Source organism: Candidatus Palauibacter scopulicola (assembly GCF_947581915.1).
GTDB lineage: Bacteria > Gemmatimonadota > Gemmatimonadetes > Palauibacterales > Palauibacteraceae > Palauibacter > Palauibacter scopulicola.
Window position 1 is genome coordinate 18,189 of sequence record NZ_CANPWG010000003.1, and the last position, 18,922, is coordinate 37,110.

The 18,922-nt window shown below is 69.6% G+C and carries 16 protein-coding genes; 11 read left to right on the forward strand and 5 right to left on the reverse strand.

Annotation, left to right across the window (positions count from 1 at the left end; genetic code table 11):
* Position 1: 1 nt before the first annotated feature.
* Positions 2 to 352, reverse strand: a complete 351-nt coding sequence (locus tag RN743_RS00230; protein WP_310775015.1) for a peptide chain release factor-like protein — start codon at positions 350 to 352, stop codon at positions 2 to 4.
* Positions 353 to 437: 85 nt separating this feature from the next.
* On the opposite strand from RN743_RS00230, the gene RN743_RS00235 reads away from it, so the two are divergent.
* Together RN743_RS00235 and RN743_RS00240 are read left to right on the forward strand one after the other, a co-directional pair.
* Complete coding sequence (locus tag RN743_RS00235; RefSeq protein ID WP_310775018.1) at positions 438 to 1,055, forward strand: PH domain-containing protein; 618 nt, start codon at positions 438 to 440, stop codon at positions 1,053 to 1,055.
* Positions 1,045 to 2,685 (forward strand): PH domain-containing protein, encoded by a 1,641-nt coding sequence (locus tag RN743_RS00240; RefSeq protein WP_310775020.1) that lies wholly within the window; start codon positions 1,045 to 1,047, stop codon positions 2,683 to 2,685. The genes RN743_RS00235 and RN743_RS00240 overlap by 11 nt, the downstream gene beginning before the upstream one ends.
* A 19-nt stretch (positions 2,686 to 2,704) precedes the next feature.
* On the opposite strand, the gene RN743_RS00245 is transcribed toward RN743_RS00240, so the two are convergent.
* Positions 2,705 to 4,948, reverse strand: a complete 2,244-nt coding sequence (locus RN743_RS00245) for a redoxin domain-containing protein (RefSeq protein WP_310775022.1) — start codon at positions 4,946 to 4,948, stop codon at positions 2,705 to 2,707.
* A gap of 127 nt (positions 4,949 to 5,075) precedes the next feature.
* Here RN743_RS00245 and RN743_RS00250 point away from each other — a divergent pair, with 127 nt between their 5' ends.
* Positions 5,076 to 6,668, forward strand: coding sequence for an ATP-dependent DNA helicase RecQ (locus RN743_RS00250; protein ID WP_310775024.1), 1,593 nt, complete (start codon positions 5,076 to 5,078; stop codon positions 6,666 to 6,668).
* 2 nt (positions 6,669 to 6,670) lie between these two features.
* On the opposite strand, the gene RN743_RS00255 is transcribed toward RN743_RS00250, so the two are convergent.
* Positions 6,671 to 7,759 (reverse strand): carboxypeptidase regulatory-like domain-containing protein, encoded by a 1,089-nt coding sequence (locus tag RN743_RS00255; protein ID WP_310775026.1) that lies wholly within the window; start codon positions 7,757 to 7,759, stop codon positions 6,671 to 6,673.
* 192 nt (positions 7,760 to 7,951) lie between these two features.
* Between RN743_RS00255 and RN743_RS00260 the strand changes: the two genes are divergently transcribed.
* The 7 genes from RN743_RS00260 (at position 7,952) to RN743_RS00290 (ending at position 16,730) form a co-directional block, all read left to right on the forward strand.
* Positions 7,952 to 8,785, forward strand: coding sequence for a hypothetical protein (locus tag RN743_RS00260; RefSeq protein WP_310775028.1), 834 nt, complete (start codon positions 7,952 to 7,954; stop codon positions 8,783 to 8,785).
* Between the two features lie 156 nt (positions 8,786 to 8,941).
* Complete coding sequence (locus RN743_RS00265) at positions 8,942 to 9,394, forward strand: RidA family protein (protein ID WP_310775030.1); 453 nt, start codon at positions 8,942 to 8,944, stop codon at positions 9,392 to 9,394.
* Entirely contained in the window at positions 9,381 to 11,393 is a 2,013-nt protein-coding gene (locus tag RN743_RS00270) for a pyrroloquinoline quinone-dependent dehydrogenase (RefSeq protein WP_310775032.1), read from the forward strand. The genes RN743_RS00265 and RN743_RS00270 overlap by 14 nt, the downstream gene beginning before the upstream one ends.
* On the forward strand, positions 11,390 to 12,295 hold the full coding sequence (locus RN743_RS00275; RefSeq protein WP_310775035.1) for an SDR family oxidoreductase: 906 nt from the start codon (positions 11,390 to 11,392) through the stop codon (positions 12,293 to 12,295). The genes RN743_RS00270 and RN743_RS00275 overlap by 4 nt, the downstream gene beginning before the upstream one ends.
* A 105-nt stretch (positions 12,296 to 12,400) precedes the next feature.
* The gene (locus tag RN743_RS00280; protein ID WP_310775037.1) at positions 12,401 to 13,441 is read left to right on the forward strand and encodes a hypothetical protein; all 1,041 of its coding nucleotides are present in this window, start codon (positions 12,401 to 12,403) and stop codon (positions 13,439 to 13,441) included.
* A 5-nt stretch (positions 13,442 to 13,446) separates the two neighbouring features.
* Positions 13,447 to 14,523, forward strand: a complete 1,077-nt coding sequence (locus RN743_RS00285) for an HmuY family protein (RefSeq protein ID WP_310775039.1) — start codon at positions 13,447 to 13,449, stop codon at positions 14,521 to 14,523.
* Entirely contained in the window at positions 14,520 to 16,730 is a 2,211-nt protein-coding gene (locus RN743_RS00290; RefSeq protein WP_310775041.1) for a TonB-dependent receptor, read from the forward strand. The genes RN743_RS00285 and RN743_RS00290 overlap by 4 nt, the downstream gene beginning before the upstream one ends.
* Here RN743_RS00290 and RN743_RS00295 read toward each other — a convergent pair.
* Together RN743_RS00295 and RN743_RS00300 are read right to left on the reverse strand one after the other, a co-directional pair.
* The gene (locus tag RN743_RS00295) at positions 16,718 to 17,890 is read right to left on the reverse strand and encodes a M20/M25/M40 family metallo-hydrolase (RefSeq protein WP_310775043.1); all 1,173 of its coding nucleotides are present in this window, start codon (positions 17,888 to 17,890) and stop codon (positions 16,718 to 16,720) included. The two genes, RN743_RS00290 and RN743_RS00295, sit on opposite strands and share 13 nt — an antisense overlap.
* A complete protein-coding gene (locus RN743_RS00300; RefSeq protein WP_310775045.1) occupies positions 17,887 to 18,171 on the reverse strand; it encodes a hypothetical protein in 285 nt (94 codons plus the stop codon). The genes RN743_RS00295 and RN743_RS00300 overlap by 4 nt, the downstream gene beginning before the upstream one ends.
* Before the next feature lie 151 nt (positions 18,172 to 18,322).
* On the opposite strand from RN743_RS00300, the gene RN743_RS00305 reads away from it, so the two are divergent.
* The gene (locus RN743_RS00305) at positions 18,323 to 18,745 is read left to right on the forward strand and encodes an OsmC family protein (RefSeq protein ID WP_310775047.1); all 423 of its coding nucleotides are present in this window, start codon (positions 18,323 to 18,325) and stop codon (positions 18,743 to 18,745) included.
* The last annotated feature ends 177 nt before the right edge of the window (positions 18,746 to 18,922 follow it).

An 18,922-nucleotide genomic window follows, 5' to 3' on the forward strand; every position in this document is an offset into this window, starting at 1 on the left:
GCTACTCGTCGGATTCGGGACGGCGCCGCTGCCTCTTCGTGAGGGAGCGGCGCCGTTTCTTTTCCAGTCGTTCCTCCCGGGAGGCCCGGGTAGGCTTCGTCGGACGGCGCGGCCTGCGCGTGTGCTCCCGCTCCCGGAGGGCGGCGCGGAGCCGGTCCAGGGCGCGGGCGCGGTTGCGGTGCTGGCTGCGGGACTCGCGCGCGGTCACGACGATGCCGGTGGGACGGTGCGTGAGCCGGACGGCCGACTCCGTCTTGTTCTGGTGCTGGCCGCCCGGACCGCCGGCCCGGAACGTCTCGACCGTGCACTCGGCGAGCAGTGCTTCGTCGCTGCGTGACTTCGCGGCGCTCACGGTTCCCTCCCATCGGATCGCCGGCCGGTTCCCGCCGGCCCCGCGCGCCGACACGAAAACCCTTCGATCAGCGTAACTTGTCCACATGAACGAGTCGACGCACAGCATCGAGACGCCGGAAACGCCGGAAACGCCGGAAACGGCCGCGGCGGCCGAGACAGCGGAGACGGCGGGCTCGGTGGACCCGGCGGACCCGGCCGCAGACGGCATCGCGGACGGGGTGCGCCGTTCGCTCGATCCGAAGGTGATCCCGCTGCAACGCACGATCGGCGGTATCGTCACGGGTTGCGTCTCGCTCCCGCTCGGCGCCGCGGTCGGCGTGCTGTGGGCGGCCTTTGGACCCCCTCCGGTCGTATGGGGCCCGATGCTGGGAGGTTGGGCCGCGGTCACCGGCGCGCTCGGCTGGTGGCTGTACCGGTGGCCCGTCCTTCACCACCGCTACGCCTCCTACGCCGTACACCCGGACGGGATCGAGATCCGCAAGGGCGTGATCTGGCGGCAGGCGATCAGCGTGGCGCGTTCCCGTGTCCAGCACACCGACGTGTCGCAGGGGCCGCTCGAGCGGAAGTATGGCCTCGGGACGCTGGGCATCTACACCGCGGGCACCGACCACGCCAAGGTCTCCCTCGACGGACTTGAGCACGAAACGGCGCTCCGCATCCGGGATCATCTCCTGCCGCCGGCGGGGGACGATGCCGTCTGAGGCGGCGGCGCCGCCGCGGGCCACCGAGCACCGCCTCCATCCGCTCTCCATCGGCTTCTCGCTCGGAAGCCAGCTCCGGCGGGCGATCCTCCCCCTGATCATCGGAGGCGCGTCGGCCAACGTCCTGGGCGTCGTGGAGATGCGTTTCGTCCTCCTGGTCGGGCTCATCCCGCTCGTCGTGGGGGCCGTCGTGCGCTACCTGACGTTCCGGTACCGGTACGAGGAGGCGGAACTCGTGATCCGGAGCGGCCTCCTATTTCGACGGGAGCGGCATGTCCCCTACGCGCGGATCCAGAACCTCGACGCCGTGCAGGGCGTGTTCCACCGCGTGCTGGGCGTCGTGGAGGTCAAGCTCCAGACGGGCGGAGGACAGGAACCCGAGGCGACGCTGACCGTCCTCCCCCTGCCGGCCCTCGAAGCGCTGCGCCAGCGGGTCCGCGAGGGAAAGCGGGAGGCCGCCGGGGAGGTGGCGGCTGCCGGAGAGGTGACGGACGCCGCGACGGGGACGGCTGCCGACGCGGCGGCGACTCTCGACGCAGCGGCGACCGGTATGCCCGCCGAGGCGGCGGATCCCGCTCCGGCCGATTCCGCGGAGGGCCGCACACTGCTGCACCTTCCGGCGCGCGAACTCCTGCTCCACGGTCTCCTCCAGAACCGCGGCATGGTGCTGATCGCCGCCGCTTTCGGCCTCGCGTGGGAGACGGGCCTCTTCGAGCGGGCCTCCGACTGGGTCGCCGGGGAGCAGTCGCGGATCGGGCCCGCGGTCGAGGGCGCGGCTGCCGACGTGGTGGCGGCCGGCATTCTCGTGACCGTGCTCGCCATAGCGGCGCTGGTCGTCGCCTTCGTGATCTTCGCCCGGCTGCTCTCGATCGTCTGGACGCTCGTGCGCCTGCACGACTACCGGGTCGTGCGCTCCGAGGAGGGGCTGCGCGCCACGTTCGGCATGCTGACGCAGGTCGCCGCCACGATCCCGCTACGGCGCGTTCAGACGGTGACGATTCACGAGGGGCCGCTGCAGCGCTGGGTGGGGCGCGTCGCGGTCGGCGTCCAGACCGCCGGAGGCAGCCAGGCCGGGCCGCAGGGGAACGCGGATCCGCACCGGCACCAACTCGCGCCGATTCTGAGACGAGAACGCCTGCGCGAATTCCTCCGGGAGGTGGTCCCGGAGCTGGACGCGCCCGAGGTCAATTGGGAGCCAGTATCTCCGCTCGCCTTCCGGCGCGTGTTGAGGGGAACGTGCTTCCTCGCCACGCTGGCCGCGGTGCCGCTCTACTTCGGGCTCGAAGCCTGGGGCGTGGCCTTCCACGCCGCCTTCCTCGCCTGGGCCGTGCTCTACGCGCGGCGTTACGTCGACCACCTCGGGTGGGCGCTGAAGGACGACATGGTCTGGTTCCGGAGCGGCTGGCTGTGGCGCCGCACGACCATCGCCCGCTACACCCGCATCCAGGTCGTGGCGCTACGCGCGTCCCCGATCGACCGCTGGCGGGGCATGGCCAGCCTCCGGGTGGACACGGCCGGAGCAGGGGCCGCCGCCCACAAGGTGGACATCCCCTACCTGCCCCTCGACACGGCCCGACACCTGCGAACCCTCCTCGCCGCGGAAGCCGCCCGAACCGCCTTCCGCTGGTAAAGGGCTGTCGCCGCCGGGGTCAGCGCGTGCCGTCGGTTTCGCGAAGCGCCTCGACGCGCCAGGCGAACTCTTCGTCGAGCTTCAGGGCCGTGCCGATCTTCACGAACTGGATGTAGCCTTCGCGGTCGACGAACCAGGTGGTGGGCCAGGCGCTCACCCCGGCGCGCGTCACGTAGTCGTCGTCTACGAGCACGGTGAAGTCGAAGTTGTTCTTCGCCAGGTACTCCTCGATCACGTCGTTCGTGCGGTCGTTGCTGATCGAGAGCACCGCCACTTCGGCGTCGTCGCGGTAGCGCTCGTCGAACTTCTGGTACTCCGGCATCTCCACGATGCACGGGCCGCACCACGTCCCCCAGAAGTGGAGTACGGCAATCTTCCCCTCGAGGTCGGCCGAGTCGACCATCTCGCCGTCCAGCCGCGCGAGCGTGAACGGTTCGTACGTCCCCGCCGCCTCCACCCGCGACTCGAGGATGCGATCGCGCCGCCGGATCCGGTCACGCTCGTCCAGCGTCGCGAGGTACTCCTCGATCCCCTCTCGGCTCCCGTTCCGGCTCTCGTACAGGGCCTCGAGAGCGGCTTGATTGGGGTTCGCGCCCCGGCTGGCCCCGAATCCCGCGATGTAGGAATCCTCCGCCTGGTCCAGCCAGGCCGTGACCGCTTCGGCGTCTCCATCTTCCTCCGCCTCCGCGGCCAGGTGCTCATAAACCTGCCCCAGATGGTAGCGGACGTCGCGGGTGTCCTCGGAAATCGCCAGCGCGCGCTCGAGCGTGTGACGCCCATCCTCCACACGGCCAGCCTTGAAGTGGGCCCACCCGATCACGTCGTACGTGTCCGTGAGGAAGCTGCGGAGCAGTTGATCGAACTCGCCTTCCGTGTCGAAGCGGTCTCGCGACTCGTTCAATCGCTCCAGCATGACGGGCACGCCCTCGCGTACGATGTCGACTGCTTCGAGCGCGTAGGGTGTGTGATCGATCATGGCGAGCGGGGCCGCCCCGAACGTGATGTGAGGATTCATGGTTTCGTATGCGGCGAGTCCCCGCACCGCGTCGGCGAAGTCCTCCACCGGAAGCGGATCCATGGACCTGAGCGCAAAATACAGAGTGATGTAGGCCGTTCCCTTGTAGGTGTCGCTGTAAAGCGGCCGCTCCAGGTATTCGTGCACGGCGTCTCGTACGACGCCGAGCTGGGCGCGATGTTCGGGCGAGTCCGGGCCGTGCTCTTCCCGGAGTTCGCTCAGCTTGTCGTTCGCGCTACGCACCTCGCCCAGATAGATGAGCGATGCGTGATAGCTGGCCGGATCGCTCTCGACGATCTGCGTCTCGAGTTGAGCGGCGCGCTCTTCATCGCCCATCTCCCGGTGCATTGCGGCGATGGCTCCAAGCCCGTGCAGGGTCTCCGGGGCGGCATCACGGAACGCCGCCATGCTGGCCCTGACGGCCGGGCCTCGCTCGTCCTGCGGGAGAAGTTCCGACATCCACAGGCCGCGCCAGTGCTGTCGTCGAACCTCCGACGATCCAGGCGCAAGCTCGAGAGCCGCGTCCATGAGTGAGGTCCACTCATCCATGCGGCGGGCGTTATAGGCCTCGTTGGCCAACCTGGTGTATCCCAGTACGTGGTCCGGAAACCGTTCCTTAAACTCGGCCCACGTCGCTCGGCTGGAGTCCGCCCACGTCGGGTCGCTCAGCATGTAGCGGGCCTGTGACTCCAGTTCGGCCTGCATGCGCAGCATCTCCGGCCAACCGCGGGTCTCCTCATCGAGCCCTTCGAGGAACTCCCGCGCCGCATCGAAGTCTTCCCGGCTCAACGCCCGCAGGTAGAGGAAGGCGAACTCGGGTCGCGGAGAGGCCTCCCACGCCTCGCGGGCCAGCTCGAGGGCGGGTGTCGTCTCGTTGTCCGCGTAGTGTGCGTAGGCTTTGGCGTATAGGCCCCAGGGACTCTCGGGGTCATCCGCCAGGATCGCGTCGGCCTGCTCGTGGACCTCCTTCGAGAGCCGCCAGCCCACGAGCTGGTAGGCGTAGAGGCCCCGGAGTTCCGCGTCGTCCGGAGCACGGGCGACCCACTCTTCGCCGAACAGCTTGCCGGCCTCGAAGGTGCGCAGCCGGGCATGGTCGCGAAGCTCCTGCTTCGCCGCCGCGAGTTCTTCGGCCGTGTAGTCGGGCGGAGCGGCACCTTCCACGCACGCTCCGAGCAGCACGCCCGCAAACACGACGAGCGGAAGAAACGGTCCGAAGTTCGGGCCGGATCGGCGGGAACGCGTCGACATCGCACACCTCCGGGGCAGGGGCAGGGACAGCCGCAGGCTGAGCCTCTCAACCTGTAAGGACGTTGACATGACGAAAAGGGTTTTCCGCCGTTGAGGTTCCGTTGAGCCGGGGGCGGATATCCGTGGTATGTTGCGAACGATGATCGAGCCGCGCGCCCCCCACCCGGAATCCGTCCTCCGCGACGTGTTCGGCTACGACGAATTCCGGCCCGGGCAGGCGCACATCATCGACGCGGTGCTGGCGGGACGCGACTGCATCGGCGTCATGCCCACCGGGGCGGGGAAGTCGCTCACCTTCCAGATTCCGGCGCGGCTCATGCCGGGGACGGTCGTCGTCCTCTCGCCCCTCATCAGCCTGATGAAGGACCAGGTCGACGCCCTCCTCGACCTCGGGTTCCGGGCCACGGCGATCAACTCGTCGCTCGCGGCGGACGAGCGCCGGCGCCGGCTGCGGGGGTTCGAGCGCGGAGACTATGAACTCGTCTACCTGGCTCCGGAAGCGCTGGGTCCGCACATGCGGGCGCGCCTGCGTCACGCGCCGCTCTCCCTGATCGTCGTCGACGAGGCGCACTGTATTTCGCAATGGGGACACGACTTTCGCCCGTCCTACCGGGCGCTTCAGGGACTGCGGGACGAAATTCGCGACGGAGGCGCGACCGGGAACGGAGGCGCGGGGGAAAACGGACTGCCGATCCTCGCGCTCACCGCCACCGCCACCCGCCGGGTCGCGGCCGACATCATTCGACAGTTGGGGATGAGGAAACCAGAGGGATACAAGGGTTCCTTCTTTCGCTCGAACCTCCGCGTCGTCTGCCGGAAGAAGGGGGAGGGGAATACGCGGGCCGAGATTTTGGGGCTCATCCGCCGGCACCGGGGGGAGAGCGGGATCGTCTACTGTCTCTCGCGAAAGTCCGTGGAACAGATGGCGGAGTTCCTGCGGCGCGAGGGCGTCGACGCGGTCCCGTACCACGCGGGACTCGACGACGGCGCACGGGCGGAGCACCAGGACGCGTTCGCCCGCGATGAGGTCGACGTGGTCGTGGCGACGATCGCCTTCGGGATGGGGATCGACAAGTCCAACGTGCGCTTCGTCATCCACCGCGACATGCCGTCGGACATCGAGTCGTGGTACCAGGAGATCGGACGCGCCGGGCGGGACGGCCTGCCCAGCGACTGCGTGCTCTTCTACTCGTGGGCGGACGTGAAGGTGCGCGAGCGGTTCCTCGCCGAGATCGACGATCCGACGGTGCGCGAGGCCAAGCGTCGGGCGGCCGTCGACCTCTTCCGGCTCGCGGACCGCGACGCGTGCCGCCACCGCGGGCTGCTCGCCTACTTCGGGGAGGACTTCGAGGCGTGCGGCGAGTCGTGCGACGTGTGCACGGGAATCGGCGTGACGGATCTCGTGGACGTGCTCCCCGTGCTCAAGCGCAAGCCTCGGGCTGGACGCGCGGGCGGCCGCGTTGCCGCGGGGCGGGCCACCACCACCGAGATCGACCGGTCGCCGTCGGACCCCACCTTCCAGCGCCTCCGCACGCTGCGGAAGGAACTGGCGGACGCGCGCGGCGTCCCCGCGTACATCGTGTTCAGCGACCAGGTGCTGTGGGACCTGATCGACCTGCGTCCCGGCTCGCCCGAGGAGATGCTGCGCGTGCCCGGCATCGGCCCCGCCAAGCTCGAGCAGTACGGCGAGGTGTTCCTCGACGCGCTGCGCGAGGGCTGATCTCAAGACTTCGTCCAGATCACGACGACGCCGCAGCGCGATTCCATCCCGGCGAACTCCGCCGGCAGCTCGGAGGGGCCCAGGTACACTTCGACCCCCGCGATCTCGATCGGAAGAACGAAATCGTTGATGTTCGGTACGTCACCGCCCCCGATCCGACCCCTGCGCACGATGAGGCTGCCGTCCAGGTAGATGTTCATCAGGCAGCCATCGGTCGAAGAGATATCCGATATCCGGGTGTTGTACAGCCTGCAGCTGTTCTGCCGCGCGCCGCAGTTCCGGAGTCGGATGCCCGGGATATCGGCGACCATCTGCGTGATCCGGAGGGGACTTCGGCGCTCGATGTCCTCGGCCGTGAAGAAGGTGCCGCCTGCGACCAGTTCGCCCCAGTATTTTCTCTCATAGAAGCCCTGGGTTTCCAGTCGGCGAGACCGTACGACGGTCGCGACCAGCGGCTCCAGCTCCACCGGTTCCGGGACGAGACCGATCTCGATTTCCGTCGTGTGCCCGCGGGCCACCGCGACCGGATGGCTGAAGGGCGCATACCCGATGTGGCGCACGGCGATCTCGCGCCGGCCGACGGGGACGCCGCTGAGGACGAAGCGGCCCCTGCGGTTGCTCGAGACTTCGCCGGCGTCGCCGAGGATGGACACCGCCGCCGCGGCCACGGGCTCATCCGTAGCGGCATCGCGGACAAGGCCCACGAGCCGTCCGGTGCCGGCCTCCGAGAGCAGGAGCCGAAGCTCCACGTCGTGCGGCATCCCCGCTTCGAGGGCCACGACGGCTTCCTGGCTGGATGCGTCTCCGAACTCGGCCCAGAGCGTGGCTTCCCCCGCGTCCCGCGGAGCGCAGAGCAGCAAGTGTCCGTCCGTGCCGGCGCTTTCCCGCACCGGTCGCCGCTCCGCGTCCGTCCAGCGCAGGACCACGGTGGCTCCGGGGATCGGAATGAAGCCGGATTCGTCCACCACCGAGACCCGGAGGGAGGCCCGGCCGTCGCAGTCGTCTATCGACTGGCCCTCCACACCGAGGGGGACGACAACCGGTTGCAGCGCGACCAGAACGGCCAGCGCCAACGCTCGTCCGTGCTGCATGTCCGTCACTCCCGCGAGGTGTATCGCCCGTCCCGATGGAGGCGTGGCGAGGCTACGTTCCCGGATGCTGTCCGGAAGACGCCGAAATCGCTCCCGGCGTCACATGGCCCCGATACCCGACGCCGAGGTCCGAACCATGAAACGCTCACACGCTGCAGCGCTGAAGACGCGCCGCTCCGGGTAGTGCAGCCGATGCCGGAGGTCTTTTTCCACGTGGGGGCGGGGCGGGCGGCGTCGCGCTGGCTGCAGGAACGGGTGTTCCCGCACTTCCGGGGCGTGCGTTACGTGCCGCGTACCCGGTTTCGGCAGAGCGCGAAAGTGGTGCGGCGGGGCGGAGACCTTCCCGTTCTCGTATCCCGGCAGCTCGGCTACCGCGAGTTGACGCCCGCTGTGGAGTGGTTCGCGCGCGCCGCGCCGGCGGCCCGGCCGATCCTGGTCCTGCGCCGCCACGATGAGTGGCTCCGGTCGGTGTATCTCCGTGAGATCAAGGAACTGCGCTACGTCCCGTTCGAGGCCTTCATCGACTTCGAGCGCGACGAAGGCGCCCGGCCCCGGTCCTCGGCACTCTTCCGCGAGCGCATACGGGTGATCGAGGATCACTTCGAACATCGGCCCCTCGTCCTCTTCTTCGACCGACTCGTCGAGGATCCCCGGGGGTTCGTTCGGACGATCGCCGACTACGTGGGCGCGTCGTATGACGAGGCTCGGATCTCGTTCCGCCCGTCGAACCGTTCCTACCGCGACCGGCAGTACCGATTCCTGCGCGAGGTGGGCCGCCGCTGGCCGGTGAAGCGGCGCGAAGAATCCGGGCCCGCCGCCGCCCGGTGGCTCCGCGTGAGGTCTCGCCGTCTCGCCTGGCACGCGGGCGTGGCGCTCGGACGGGTCGCGCCGGAGCGGATCCTTGGTTCCGACCCCCTCCTCACCGAAGCGCAACTCGGGTGCGCCCGAGACTTCTACGAAGCGGACTGGGAGGCTTGCGTGGACTATGCCCGCCGGCACAACCCGGGACTCATCGCGGGGGACTGACCTGAACCCCGGACCGACCGAACGCCGCGGACGGTGGCGGACTCGCCGCATCCGAGCGTGCCCCCCAGATTCCCGCCCCTGAGATCCGTTTGCCGACGACATTCCGGAGGACGCATGCCCCGACTACCCTTCGCCACCCGCCGCACCGCCCGGATCATGCCGGTCGCCTTGCCGCCGGCCGCGCCGCTGCCGGTTGCCTTGCTCCTGGCCGCCTTGCTTCCGGCGCTGAGTGCGGCGCCCGCCGCCGCCCAGAAGCGCTTTCCCGACCCGCCTCCGGAGCACGGCCTGTACTCGGATGCGGTGCGGGTGGGAGATCTCGTATTCCTCGCAGGTGTCGTGAACCGCGATCCCGATCCCGCCACCCAGTTTCGCAACGCGTTCCGCCACATCGGCCAGGTTCTTGAGGAAGCCGGGTCGAGCCTCGATCGGGTGATCGACATCACCACCTATCACCTCGACATGCACGCCCACATCGACACCTTCATCGAGGTCAAGGACGAGTTCCTTCCCGAGCTTCCATCCTGGACCGCGGTGGGGGTGACCGAACTCTACAGTCCAGGCGTGCTGATCGAGGTCAAGGTGATCGCGGCGGTCGATGACAAGGGCTGACGGCGGATCCGTCACTCCGGATCGCGCGCGCCGGATCGCGCTCGGTCTGGCGTTCGGGATCGGGGTGGCTCTCTCGGGCTGCCGCGGCGACGAGGCCGCCATCGATAGCGGCGAACGTTCGGAGCCGCTGACGGCGTACGCGGGCGACGACTGGCCCGTGTACGGTGGCGACCCCGGCGGCCTCAAGTATTCCTCTCTCACGGAGATCGACCGCTCGAACGTCGCGGAACTCGAGGCGGCCTGGGTCTGGGAAACCGGGGAGGAACCGATTCCCGACGCGGCGAGCCCGATCCAGGGCGAACGCGTGGCGCCGGGCGCCTTCGAGGCGACGCCGATCGTCATCAACGACACGATGTGGGTCTCGACCCCCTACAGCCGAGTCGTCGCGCTGAACGCGGAGACGGGAGAGGAGTTCTGGAGCTACGATCCCAAGGCGTGGGAGTGGGGGAACCTTCACCGCGGCTGCCGCTTCTGCCACCGCGGCATCGCGCAGTGGAGCGACGGGAGCGAGCGCCGGATCTTCCTCAACTCCCGCTGGCGGCTCATCGCGCTCGACGCCGCCACCGGCGAGCCGATTCCCGGTTTCGGGGACGGAGGCGAGGTCGACCTGACGGAGGGGCTCGCTTGGGACGCGAACCGGCTTCACATCTCCAACACATCTCCCGCCGTCGTGTACGAGGACATCGTCATCGTGGGCAGCGGCGTCCCGGACAACCGGATCTACCGCCACAACCCGCCCGGCGATGTGCAGGCATTCGACGCGCGCACCGGCGAGCTGCGCTGGACCTTCCACACGATCCCCAAGGAAGGGGAGTTCGGGGTCGAGACGTGGGAGGACGAATCCTGGTCCTACACCGGCTCGGCGAACGTGTGGGCGCCGTTCTCGCTGGACCCGGAGCGCGGGCTCCTCTACCTGCCCGTCTCCACCCCGAACAACGACTTCTACGGCGGGCACCGGCGGGGACAGAACCTGTTCGCCGAATCGCTCGTGTGCCTGGACGCGCGGACGGGCGAGCGCGTGTGGCACTTCCAGACCGTTCACCACGGGCTGTGGGACTACGACCTTCCCGCGCCGCCCGGCTTGGTGACGATCCAGGTCGACGGGCGCGAGATCGACGCGGTCGTGGCGGTGGGCAAGACGGCTTTCACGTACGTGCTGGACCGCGAGACCGGCGAGCCGGTGTGGCCGGTCGAGGAGCGCGCCGTGCCCGAGAGCACGGTCCCCGGCGAGGTGCCGTGGCCGACCCAGCCGTTCCCGACGCGGCCCGCGCCGTTCTCCCGACAGGGGATTACGGAGGACGATCTCATCGACTTCACGCCCGAACTGCGCGCGGAGGCGCTGGAGGTATTCCGCCGCCACCGGACCGGGCCGATCTTCACCCCGCCCTCCGTCGAGGGGACGATCATGATGCCGGGCCTCATCGGCGGGGCGGGGTGGGGCGGCGCGGCCATCGATCCCGAGAGCGGCCACATGTTCGTGAAGGCGTATGACGATCCCTTCCTGGCCCGCGTCGCCGAAGCGGAGCCGGGGGAGGGAGACGCGGACTATCTCCCGAACTTCGCGAGCACGCTCTCGGTGGCCGGCGGGCTTCCGATCCTCAAGCCGCCCTACGGCACGATCACGGCGATCGACCTCAACACGGGAGACCACCTGTGGCAGCGTCCGTTCGGGGACGACTCCGCGATCCGCGAGCACCCGGCGCTGGCGGGACTCGACCTCCCGCCCATGGGGGGCACGCCGCAGAGCCACGGCACGACGTCGGGGCCGCTGGCGACGGCGGGCGGAGTCGTCTTCCTGGCGGGTGGAACGCCGTGGATCGAGGCCATGGATGTCCGCGACGGCGCCACCCTGTGGCGGGGGGACCTGGGCGAAGGGCTGGGGCGCGGCAACCCGATGACGTACCGCACCCGGTCCGGGCGCCAGTTCGTCGTCGTCGCGACCTCCGCCGCCGGCCAGGTCGATTCCAGGCTGCAGGCGTTCGCCCTGCCGGTCCGATGACGGAGGCCGTGGATGGGGCGGGGCGCGACCTGAAGGGGCAGGTCGCCGTCGTCACCGGCGCCAACTCGGGCGTCGGGAAGTCCGCCGCTCAACTCCTCTCGCGCGCGGGCGCCGACGTGACCATGGTGTGCCGCAGCCGCGAGCGGGGGGAGCCGGCGCTTGCCGACGTGCGGCAGGCGGGGGCCGCGGCGGGCGCGGATGTCCGCCTCGAACTCGCCGACCTCTCGCTCCAGGCCGACGTCCGCGCCCTCGCCGACCGCCTGGCCGCCCGCCTCCCGGCGATCGACATCCTCGTGAACAACGCCGGCGTCTGGCTCCATCGGCGCCAGATCTCGTCCGAGGGCTTCGAGGTGACGTTCGCGACGAACCACCTCGGCCATTTCCTCCTCACCCATCAGCTTCTCGAACCGCTCGCGGCCGGGCGCGGCCGGATCGTCAACGTGAGCTCCGAAGCACACCGGAACGGGGACCTGCGCCGCGCCGCACTCGATGCCATCGTCCGCGGCGACGCCTGGAAGGGCGGCTTCCAGGCCTACGGCGATACGAAGCTGGCCAACGCCCTTTTCACCTTCGAGTCCGAGCGCCGCTGGGGTGCCCGCGGGATCACCGCGAACGCCGTTCACCCCGGCGTCCTGCGTACGCAGATCTGGCGGAAGAACCGGAGCGCCCTGGGCCTGCTCCTGAATGCGGCGAAGGGCCTGATGGCGAAGCCCGAGGTCGGCGGCCGGGCCGTGATGCAGCTCGTCGAGGACCCTGCCCGCGACAAGGTGACCGGGCGGTACTTCAAGGTGGAATCCGAGGTCGCCGCGACGGCGCAGGCCTACGACGAGGATCTCGCCCGGAAACTCTGGGACCAGAGCCTCGAATGGACCGGCATCGCCCGGACAGACGGCCCCGGCTAGCGACAGCCGCGCTGAGTCTTGCCATCCCCCCGCGAGCGCTTCATCTTCATCTGACCTTCCTAATTGAGAATGATTCTCATTATCATTATTACCAAGGTCGGACCGATGCCGAACAGACTGCGGGCGTCCTTCGGCGCCCTGGGAGTGATCTGGACACTGAGCGGGTGTGCGTCCGCAGGGGGGACGCGGCCCGCCGCCGAACCGACCTCTCGCCCGGAGCGCTCGGAAGTTGCGACCGAATCGGAGCCCCGCCCGGGGATTCTCGTCATGGCGCACGGGGGCGGGGAGGAGTGGAACGGACGGGTCGAGGACGCAGTGCGGCCGCTGCGCGACAGGGTCCCCGTGTCCCTTGCGCTGGGGATGGCCAACCCCGAGACGATGCAGGCCGCCCTCGACGCGCTCGCCGACGAGGGCGTGAACACGGTGGCGGTCGTGAGGTTGTTTGTATCCGGGGCGTCGTTCCTGCACCCGACGGAGTACCTGCTCGGCCTCCGTCCCGACCCGCCCGAGCGCGCCATGGTGGGGCACCGAATGGTGAGTGGGGCGGAGCTCGATCCGCTCGCGAACAGCAGCCGGATCCTGCTGGAGATGGGGGGGTTGGGAGGATCCGGCCAGGCGGCTCGCACTCTGGTCGACCGGGCTGCGACGGCCGGTGTAACTCCCGCTGAGAGCGGCGTGCTGTTGCTCGCGCATGGCATGGGGGATGAAGGAGAGGACCGACAGGTGCTCCGCTCCATGGAGGACGCGGCCGGGGCCCTGCGGGGCGGCGGCTACGCGGAAGTCCACGTCGGCACGCTGAGAGAAGACTGGGCCAGCGCGAGGGAAGAGGCGGAGGCGCGGATCCGAGCCCTGGTGGCGGGAATGGGGGAGCGTCACCGGCACGTCCTCGTGATCCCGTACCGCGTGTCCGGCTTCGGGCCCTACGCCGACGTACTGGAAGGTCTCGAATACACCGGCACCGAGGGCTTTCTGCCCCACCCCCTCATCACCGACTGGATCGAGACGAAGGCTACGGCGCGCTTCTGCGCCACCGGTCTCGATTCACCCCTCGGACCTTGTACCACTGCCGCGGGAGGGCGCGCGCCTTCACCCCTCCGCGAGCAGCCATCGAACCCCGAACCGCGCCAGCTCTCGACACGGAGGTGAGTCGCATGCGCAGCAGTCCGGCCGTCTCGCCGCGGATTCCGCTCCGCGCGCTGACGATTCCATTCATGCTCGCGGCCGTTGCGGCATGCGAGTCGGAAGTCGCCGCCCCCGACGAGGAGACGTTCGAAGAAGGCGTGATCTCGATCGACGCCTCGTCGCCCGTCTCCCTCGCCTATGTGAGTTTGGCCGGTGGCGGCGTGCTCTCGAACCCGGCGGACCCCGGTAGTTCCACATCCTGGGACATGGCCTTCCGCAGGTTCTCCGTCCGGTTGAACGGGGGCGTTGCGGGCCCCGGCTCGGTGTCCGCGGTCAGCCTGGGGAACAACGCGAACCTGACGGCGGATCAGGTCACGGCGCTGACCCCGCAGGACGGGGAAGCGGCGTTCGCGGCGGTCACTGAGGCCGACATTCCGGCGGCGGGATTCGTCGAGGATGCCCTGGCGCCGGAGACCGGTCCATCGTGGTTCCGCTTCGACCGCCAGTCGGGCGCGATCGTGGCGAACCCCGGTGCGGCCTGGAAGCTGCGCGAGGGTTCGGGGCGCGGGTACGGCGTGATTCGGATGGTGGACATCGCGATGCAGGGAGAGCGGCCCGTGGGCGCGACCATCCAGTTCCGCCGTCACGACCCGGGCGGCAGTCTCGGCGCGCCGGAAACCGTCGCGCTGGATCTCACTCGCGGCCCCGTGTACCTGAGCCTGTCGAACGGGATCGTGCGCGACCCCGCAAGCTGTGACTGGGATGTCGCGACGTCGCCCGAGTTCACGATACGGGTGAACGAAGCCTGCGGCGCGGGAACCTTCCCGCTCGACGCAACGGACGACTTCACGGCGCTGGCCCGGGCTGACGATGCGCCGGACTATGCCGGCTTCCTCTCGACAATCGCCGGCGCATTTCCGGCCACGGTGGGAGACGCGCAGGGCACGTTCTGGTACAGCATCCGGCAGAACAATCGAATGTGGCCGACCTACAATGTCTTCCTCGTCCGCGTGGGCGCTGAGGTCTACAAGGTGCAGGTCTTCGACTACTACAATGCGACAGGCGATTCGGGTTATCCGTCCGTGAGGTTCCAGCGGCTCCGGTGAGCGGGCGCGGCGCCCGGCTGGCGCTCTGCATCGCCATCGGGTGTGTCGGCATTTTCGGGCCGGACGCGGCGCGGGCTCAGTCGCAGGCGCGCGTCTACGACCTGGAGTCGGGAGCGGGGATCCCGGATGCCGAGGTGGCGTGGATTCCGGCTCCGGTCGCGGGCGTCACCGCGGATTCCGCCGCGCGCGGGGCCGCGGTGCGGACGGACGCTGTCGGCTTCTTCGTTCCCGACCCGAGCTGGGGCTCGGGAGGCGCGATCACGGTGTCGGCGCTCGGGTACCGGGCTCGCGCCATCGCCCGGGAGGAAACAGCGGCGGCGGGGTGGCGGATCGGGCTTGAACGCGACCCGCTCGCGCTCGACGAAATCGTCGTCACGGCGAGTTCGCTCCCGCGGCTCCGCTCGCAGGTCGCCGTACCGATGGAGACGGTGGAAGCCGAGGAGATCGACGCGGCCGGCGTTGCTTCCGCAGACCGGTTGCTGGCGGAGCTTCCCGGTGTCCAGGTGACGGCGGCCACCCCGGTCGGTTCGAATCTCATGATCCGGGGCGTTGGCGGCGCCCGCGTCCTCGTCCTGCTCGATGGTCAGCCGACCGCGGGCGCGCTGCTCGAGAACCGCGACCTGAGCCGCACGTCGCTGGCGGGCGTGGAGCGGGTGGAGATCGTAAAAGGCCCCCTCTCGTCCCTGTACGGTTCCGATGCGCTGGGCGGTGTCATAAACGTCATCACGCAGCTTCCCGCCTCGGGGTTCCGGGTCGACGCGCGCGCCGTGTCGGGCGGCGCCGGACGTCGCGAGGCGGAGGCGACGGCAAGTGGCGGAGGCCGTCTCCGGTATCGAATCACGGGTGGCTGGCGCCAGGAAGATCGGATCCCGGGACTCGCCGATGGAGGGCCGAGCGCGTTCGCCCGCGTCTGGGACTTCCGGTCGCGCCTTCAGTTCAAGGCATCGGACGCCTGGGACGTGCGCGCCACCGCCACCTACCTTCGCGAGCGGCAGCGCTGGCCCGTGGGCGGCGCCTTCTCGGGGTTCAACGACAACGCGGGGTTCTCGGGGTGGGTGGAGGCGCGCCGGCCGTTGGGTCCCGGGACGTGGAGCGGAAGCCTCTTTCTTCAGGAATACGAGCACCTGTTCCGAAGCGCCCGCGGAGATGCTCCCATCGCCGATGACGGCGAATCCACCCAGTGGGAGCGTCTCGCGAAGGGCGCCGCGGGATATTCGGCCGCCTTGGGCGGGCATTCCGTCGATGTCGGTCTCGAGGTCGCGAGCCGTGCGATCCGGTCGCCCGACAAGTTGATCGAGGAGCGGGCGGCCGACCGGCAGCTCGCGCTCTTCGCCCAGGACGCCTGGCGCCTCGGGGAGACCGTGGTGAGCGGCGGCGCCCGCCTCACCTGGAACGATCGCTGGGGCTCCAACCTCTCGCCGACCGTGGGCGTGACTCGGCGTGCCGGTACGCACGTGCGTCTGCGGGCGGCGGTGGCCCGCGGCTTCCGGGCGCCCTCCTTCAAGGAGCTGGCCTGGAACTTCGTCAACGTGGGGGGCGGCTATGTCCTCCAGGGGTTCCCGGATCTGGATCCGGAACGCTCGTGGAACATCTCCGGCGGGGTGGACTGGCAACCGGCGTCGACCGTTCGGATCGAAGTCGACGCCTTCACGAACCGGATTCGGAACCTCATCGAGCCGGGGTTCGTCGGGAACGCCGAGAGCGGTCTCCTCGTCTTTTCCCCCCGGAACGTCGCGGACGCGATCACGCGCGGGTTCGAGTTCAGCCTTCGCGCCGTCCTGGATCGGGCTGAGTTTGCCGCAGGCTACGCGCACCTCGACGCGTACGCGGTCGACTCCGGACTCCCTCTGGACCGGCGCGCCGCACACTCGGCGCGCGCCCGGGCCGCGTGGACCGCCGAGGCGCTCTCGGGATTTCGGCTGGATGCCACGGCACACCTCACGGGCGCCGCGCCGATCATCGGAACGGGTCCCGATGGGAGCGACGCAAGGATCGGCACGCAGGAGCGATTCGTGGCCATCGACCTGCAGACCTCCGTAGATCTCGGGCGAAGCCTCCGGCTGGTGGCCGGCGTGGACAACCTGTTCGATGCCCGTCCGGCGGGTTGGCAGGGGGCGATAGAAAGGAAGCTGCGGGTGGGGCTTGCCGTCGAGGATCTGTTCGCACGCCGAGTCGACGAGCGCGGAGTGCCACTTCAGCCGCAGTAGTCGGCTGCGGCCCCGGCGAGGATCTCGGCCAGCCTCGCACACGATTCGAGGTCGACCCACTCGACATCGGCATGCGCTCCTTCCCCGTGCGGGCCGATCACGACGCTGTCGACGCCCGCGGCCTGTGTCAGGGCGGAGTCCATCCAGGGGGAGTCTCCGATGACCTCCGGCTCCCGGCCGAGCACCCGCTGGGCGGCGCGCGACACGCAGGCCGCGACCGGCGCGTCCGGCGTCGTCTCGAAGGGTTCGCGGTGGAAGAAGGTCGACCAGTCCACCTCGAGGGACGGGTCCTCCGCCCGCAACTCCTCGATCAGCGCCGCGATCTCTTCTTCCACGGACTCCCCCGTCTCGGGCGGTACGGTGCGCCGCTCGACCCTCAGGGTGCAGCGCGGGGAGTAGGTGCTGATCCCGCTCCCGCCCTCCAGCAGCGCCGCGTGCATCGACGGTGGGCCGAGGAGGGGGTGCCCCGGCCGCGACTGGAGTTCGTCTATGAACGCCTCCAGCCGGTGCAGGACGCGTCCCATGCGCAGGTTCGCATCGATGCCGTCCCTGTAGCGGCTTCCGTGCGCGGCGCGCCCGCGCGTCGTGATCTCGATCCACGTGAATCCCCGATGGGCCACGCACAGGTCCAGCGACGTGGGCTCGGTGACGATCGCGGCGTCGAAGGACAGTTCCCCCCCCGCGCGCCGTTCGAGCAGGTCCGCGGTGCCCAGGCTCGCGTATTCCTCGTCGGCCACGGCGGCCACGAGGATGTCGCCGGCCAGGCGCGTCTCGGATTCGCGGAGCAGCCGGGCGGCCTCGATGCAGGCGGCCAGCGACCCCTTCATGTCGTAGGCGCCCCGTCCGTAGAGCCGTCCGTCCCGTATGCTCGGCAAGAACGGCGCCTCCATGCCCTCCACGCCGACCGTGTCGTAGTGGGCGTTCAGCATCAGCGCCGGCCCTCCCCCGGCCCCCGCGAGGCGCCCGACGACGCTCGGCCTGCCCGCCTCGGGCTCGTACCGCGCCACCTCCAGACCCGCCTCGCGCATGTGTCGGGTCGTGAGGTCCGCGATCTCCGCCTCGCCGGGCGCCCCCTCCACGAGGGTCGGATTCACGGAGTTCGTGGAGACGAAGTCCGTGAGGATGGTTGTGAGGCGCAGCGGGTCTGCGGAGAAGGTCAAGGGCTCGGGAGGCGCTTGATCTCCCTTCGGCCCGCCGCCACGCCGGTACCGACCCCGATCCCGAACAGAACGGCCGTGAGGGGAGTGACGAGCGGCAGGGCCGCGGCGAGCAATCCGACGAAGCCGCCTGCGATCCCGGCCACGAGCGGGACACCGCGCCGATGAACGCCGTCCACGAAGCGCAATCGTCTGTGTACGAACCTCTTCATCGTCACGAAGCCGCCGATCGAAGCGGCGCCGGCGATGGCGAGCCAGAGAAAATTCCCGATGAATTCGAACATGTCGCACCTCCCGAAGAGCCCGTACGCCCGCCATCCCGGGGCGGTTTCAGCGGTTCGGCAGCCCGTTTGCCACCGGTTGCCGGCCGCGTTGTACTATGTTGCCGAAGTCCGGACCCAGTGTAGTGACACTATGCCAGCCACGGAGATCGAGATGAGCAGGGATGGGATCCAGGTCCGATGGGACGGCGGCCTCAAGTTCAGCGCCGACCGGGCCGACCACGAGACGCGAATCGACGGGGACGAGGGGATCGCCCCGAGCCCGGTCGCCCTGATGGTGGAATCCGTCGCCGCCTGTGCCGCGATCGACGTGGTGGTCATCCTCGAGAAGGGGCGCCAGGAACTCACCGGGCTCTCGGTCCGGGCACGGGCGCGCAGAGCGGAAACGGCGCCGCGCTACGTGAAGGGCCTCCAGTTCGACTTCCACGTCTCCGGCAAGGTGGACGAAGCCAAGGCCCGACGGGCCGTCATGCTCTCGTTCGAACGCTACTGCTCCGTCTACCATTCGCTCCGGAAGGACATGGAACTCGAATGGACGCTGACCCTCAACGGCGAGCCCGCCGGCGGGCGGGACTGACGCGGGGTCTTCCCGCGCGCCGCTATTCGAAGGGATCGGGAACTTCCCCGGTCCAGTCCAGGAAGCCCGCGCCGTCCGGCGTCCAGACGACGATCGCACCGCAGGTCGAACCCGTGCGCATGAACTCCATGGGCGTCTCGACGTCCCGCCTGTAGACCTCGACCGCGCCGAGAACCT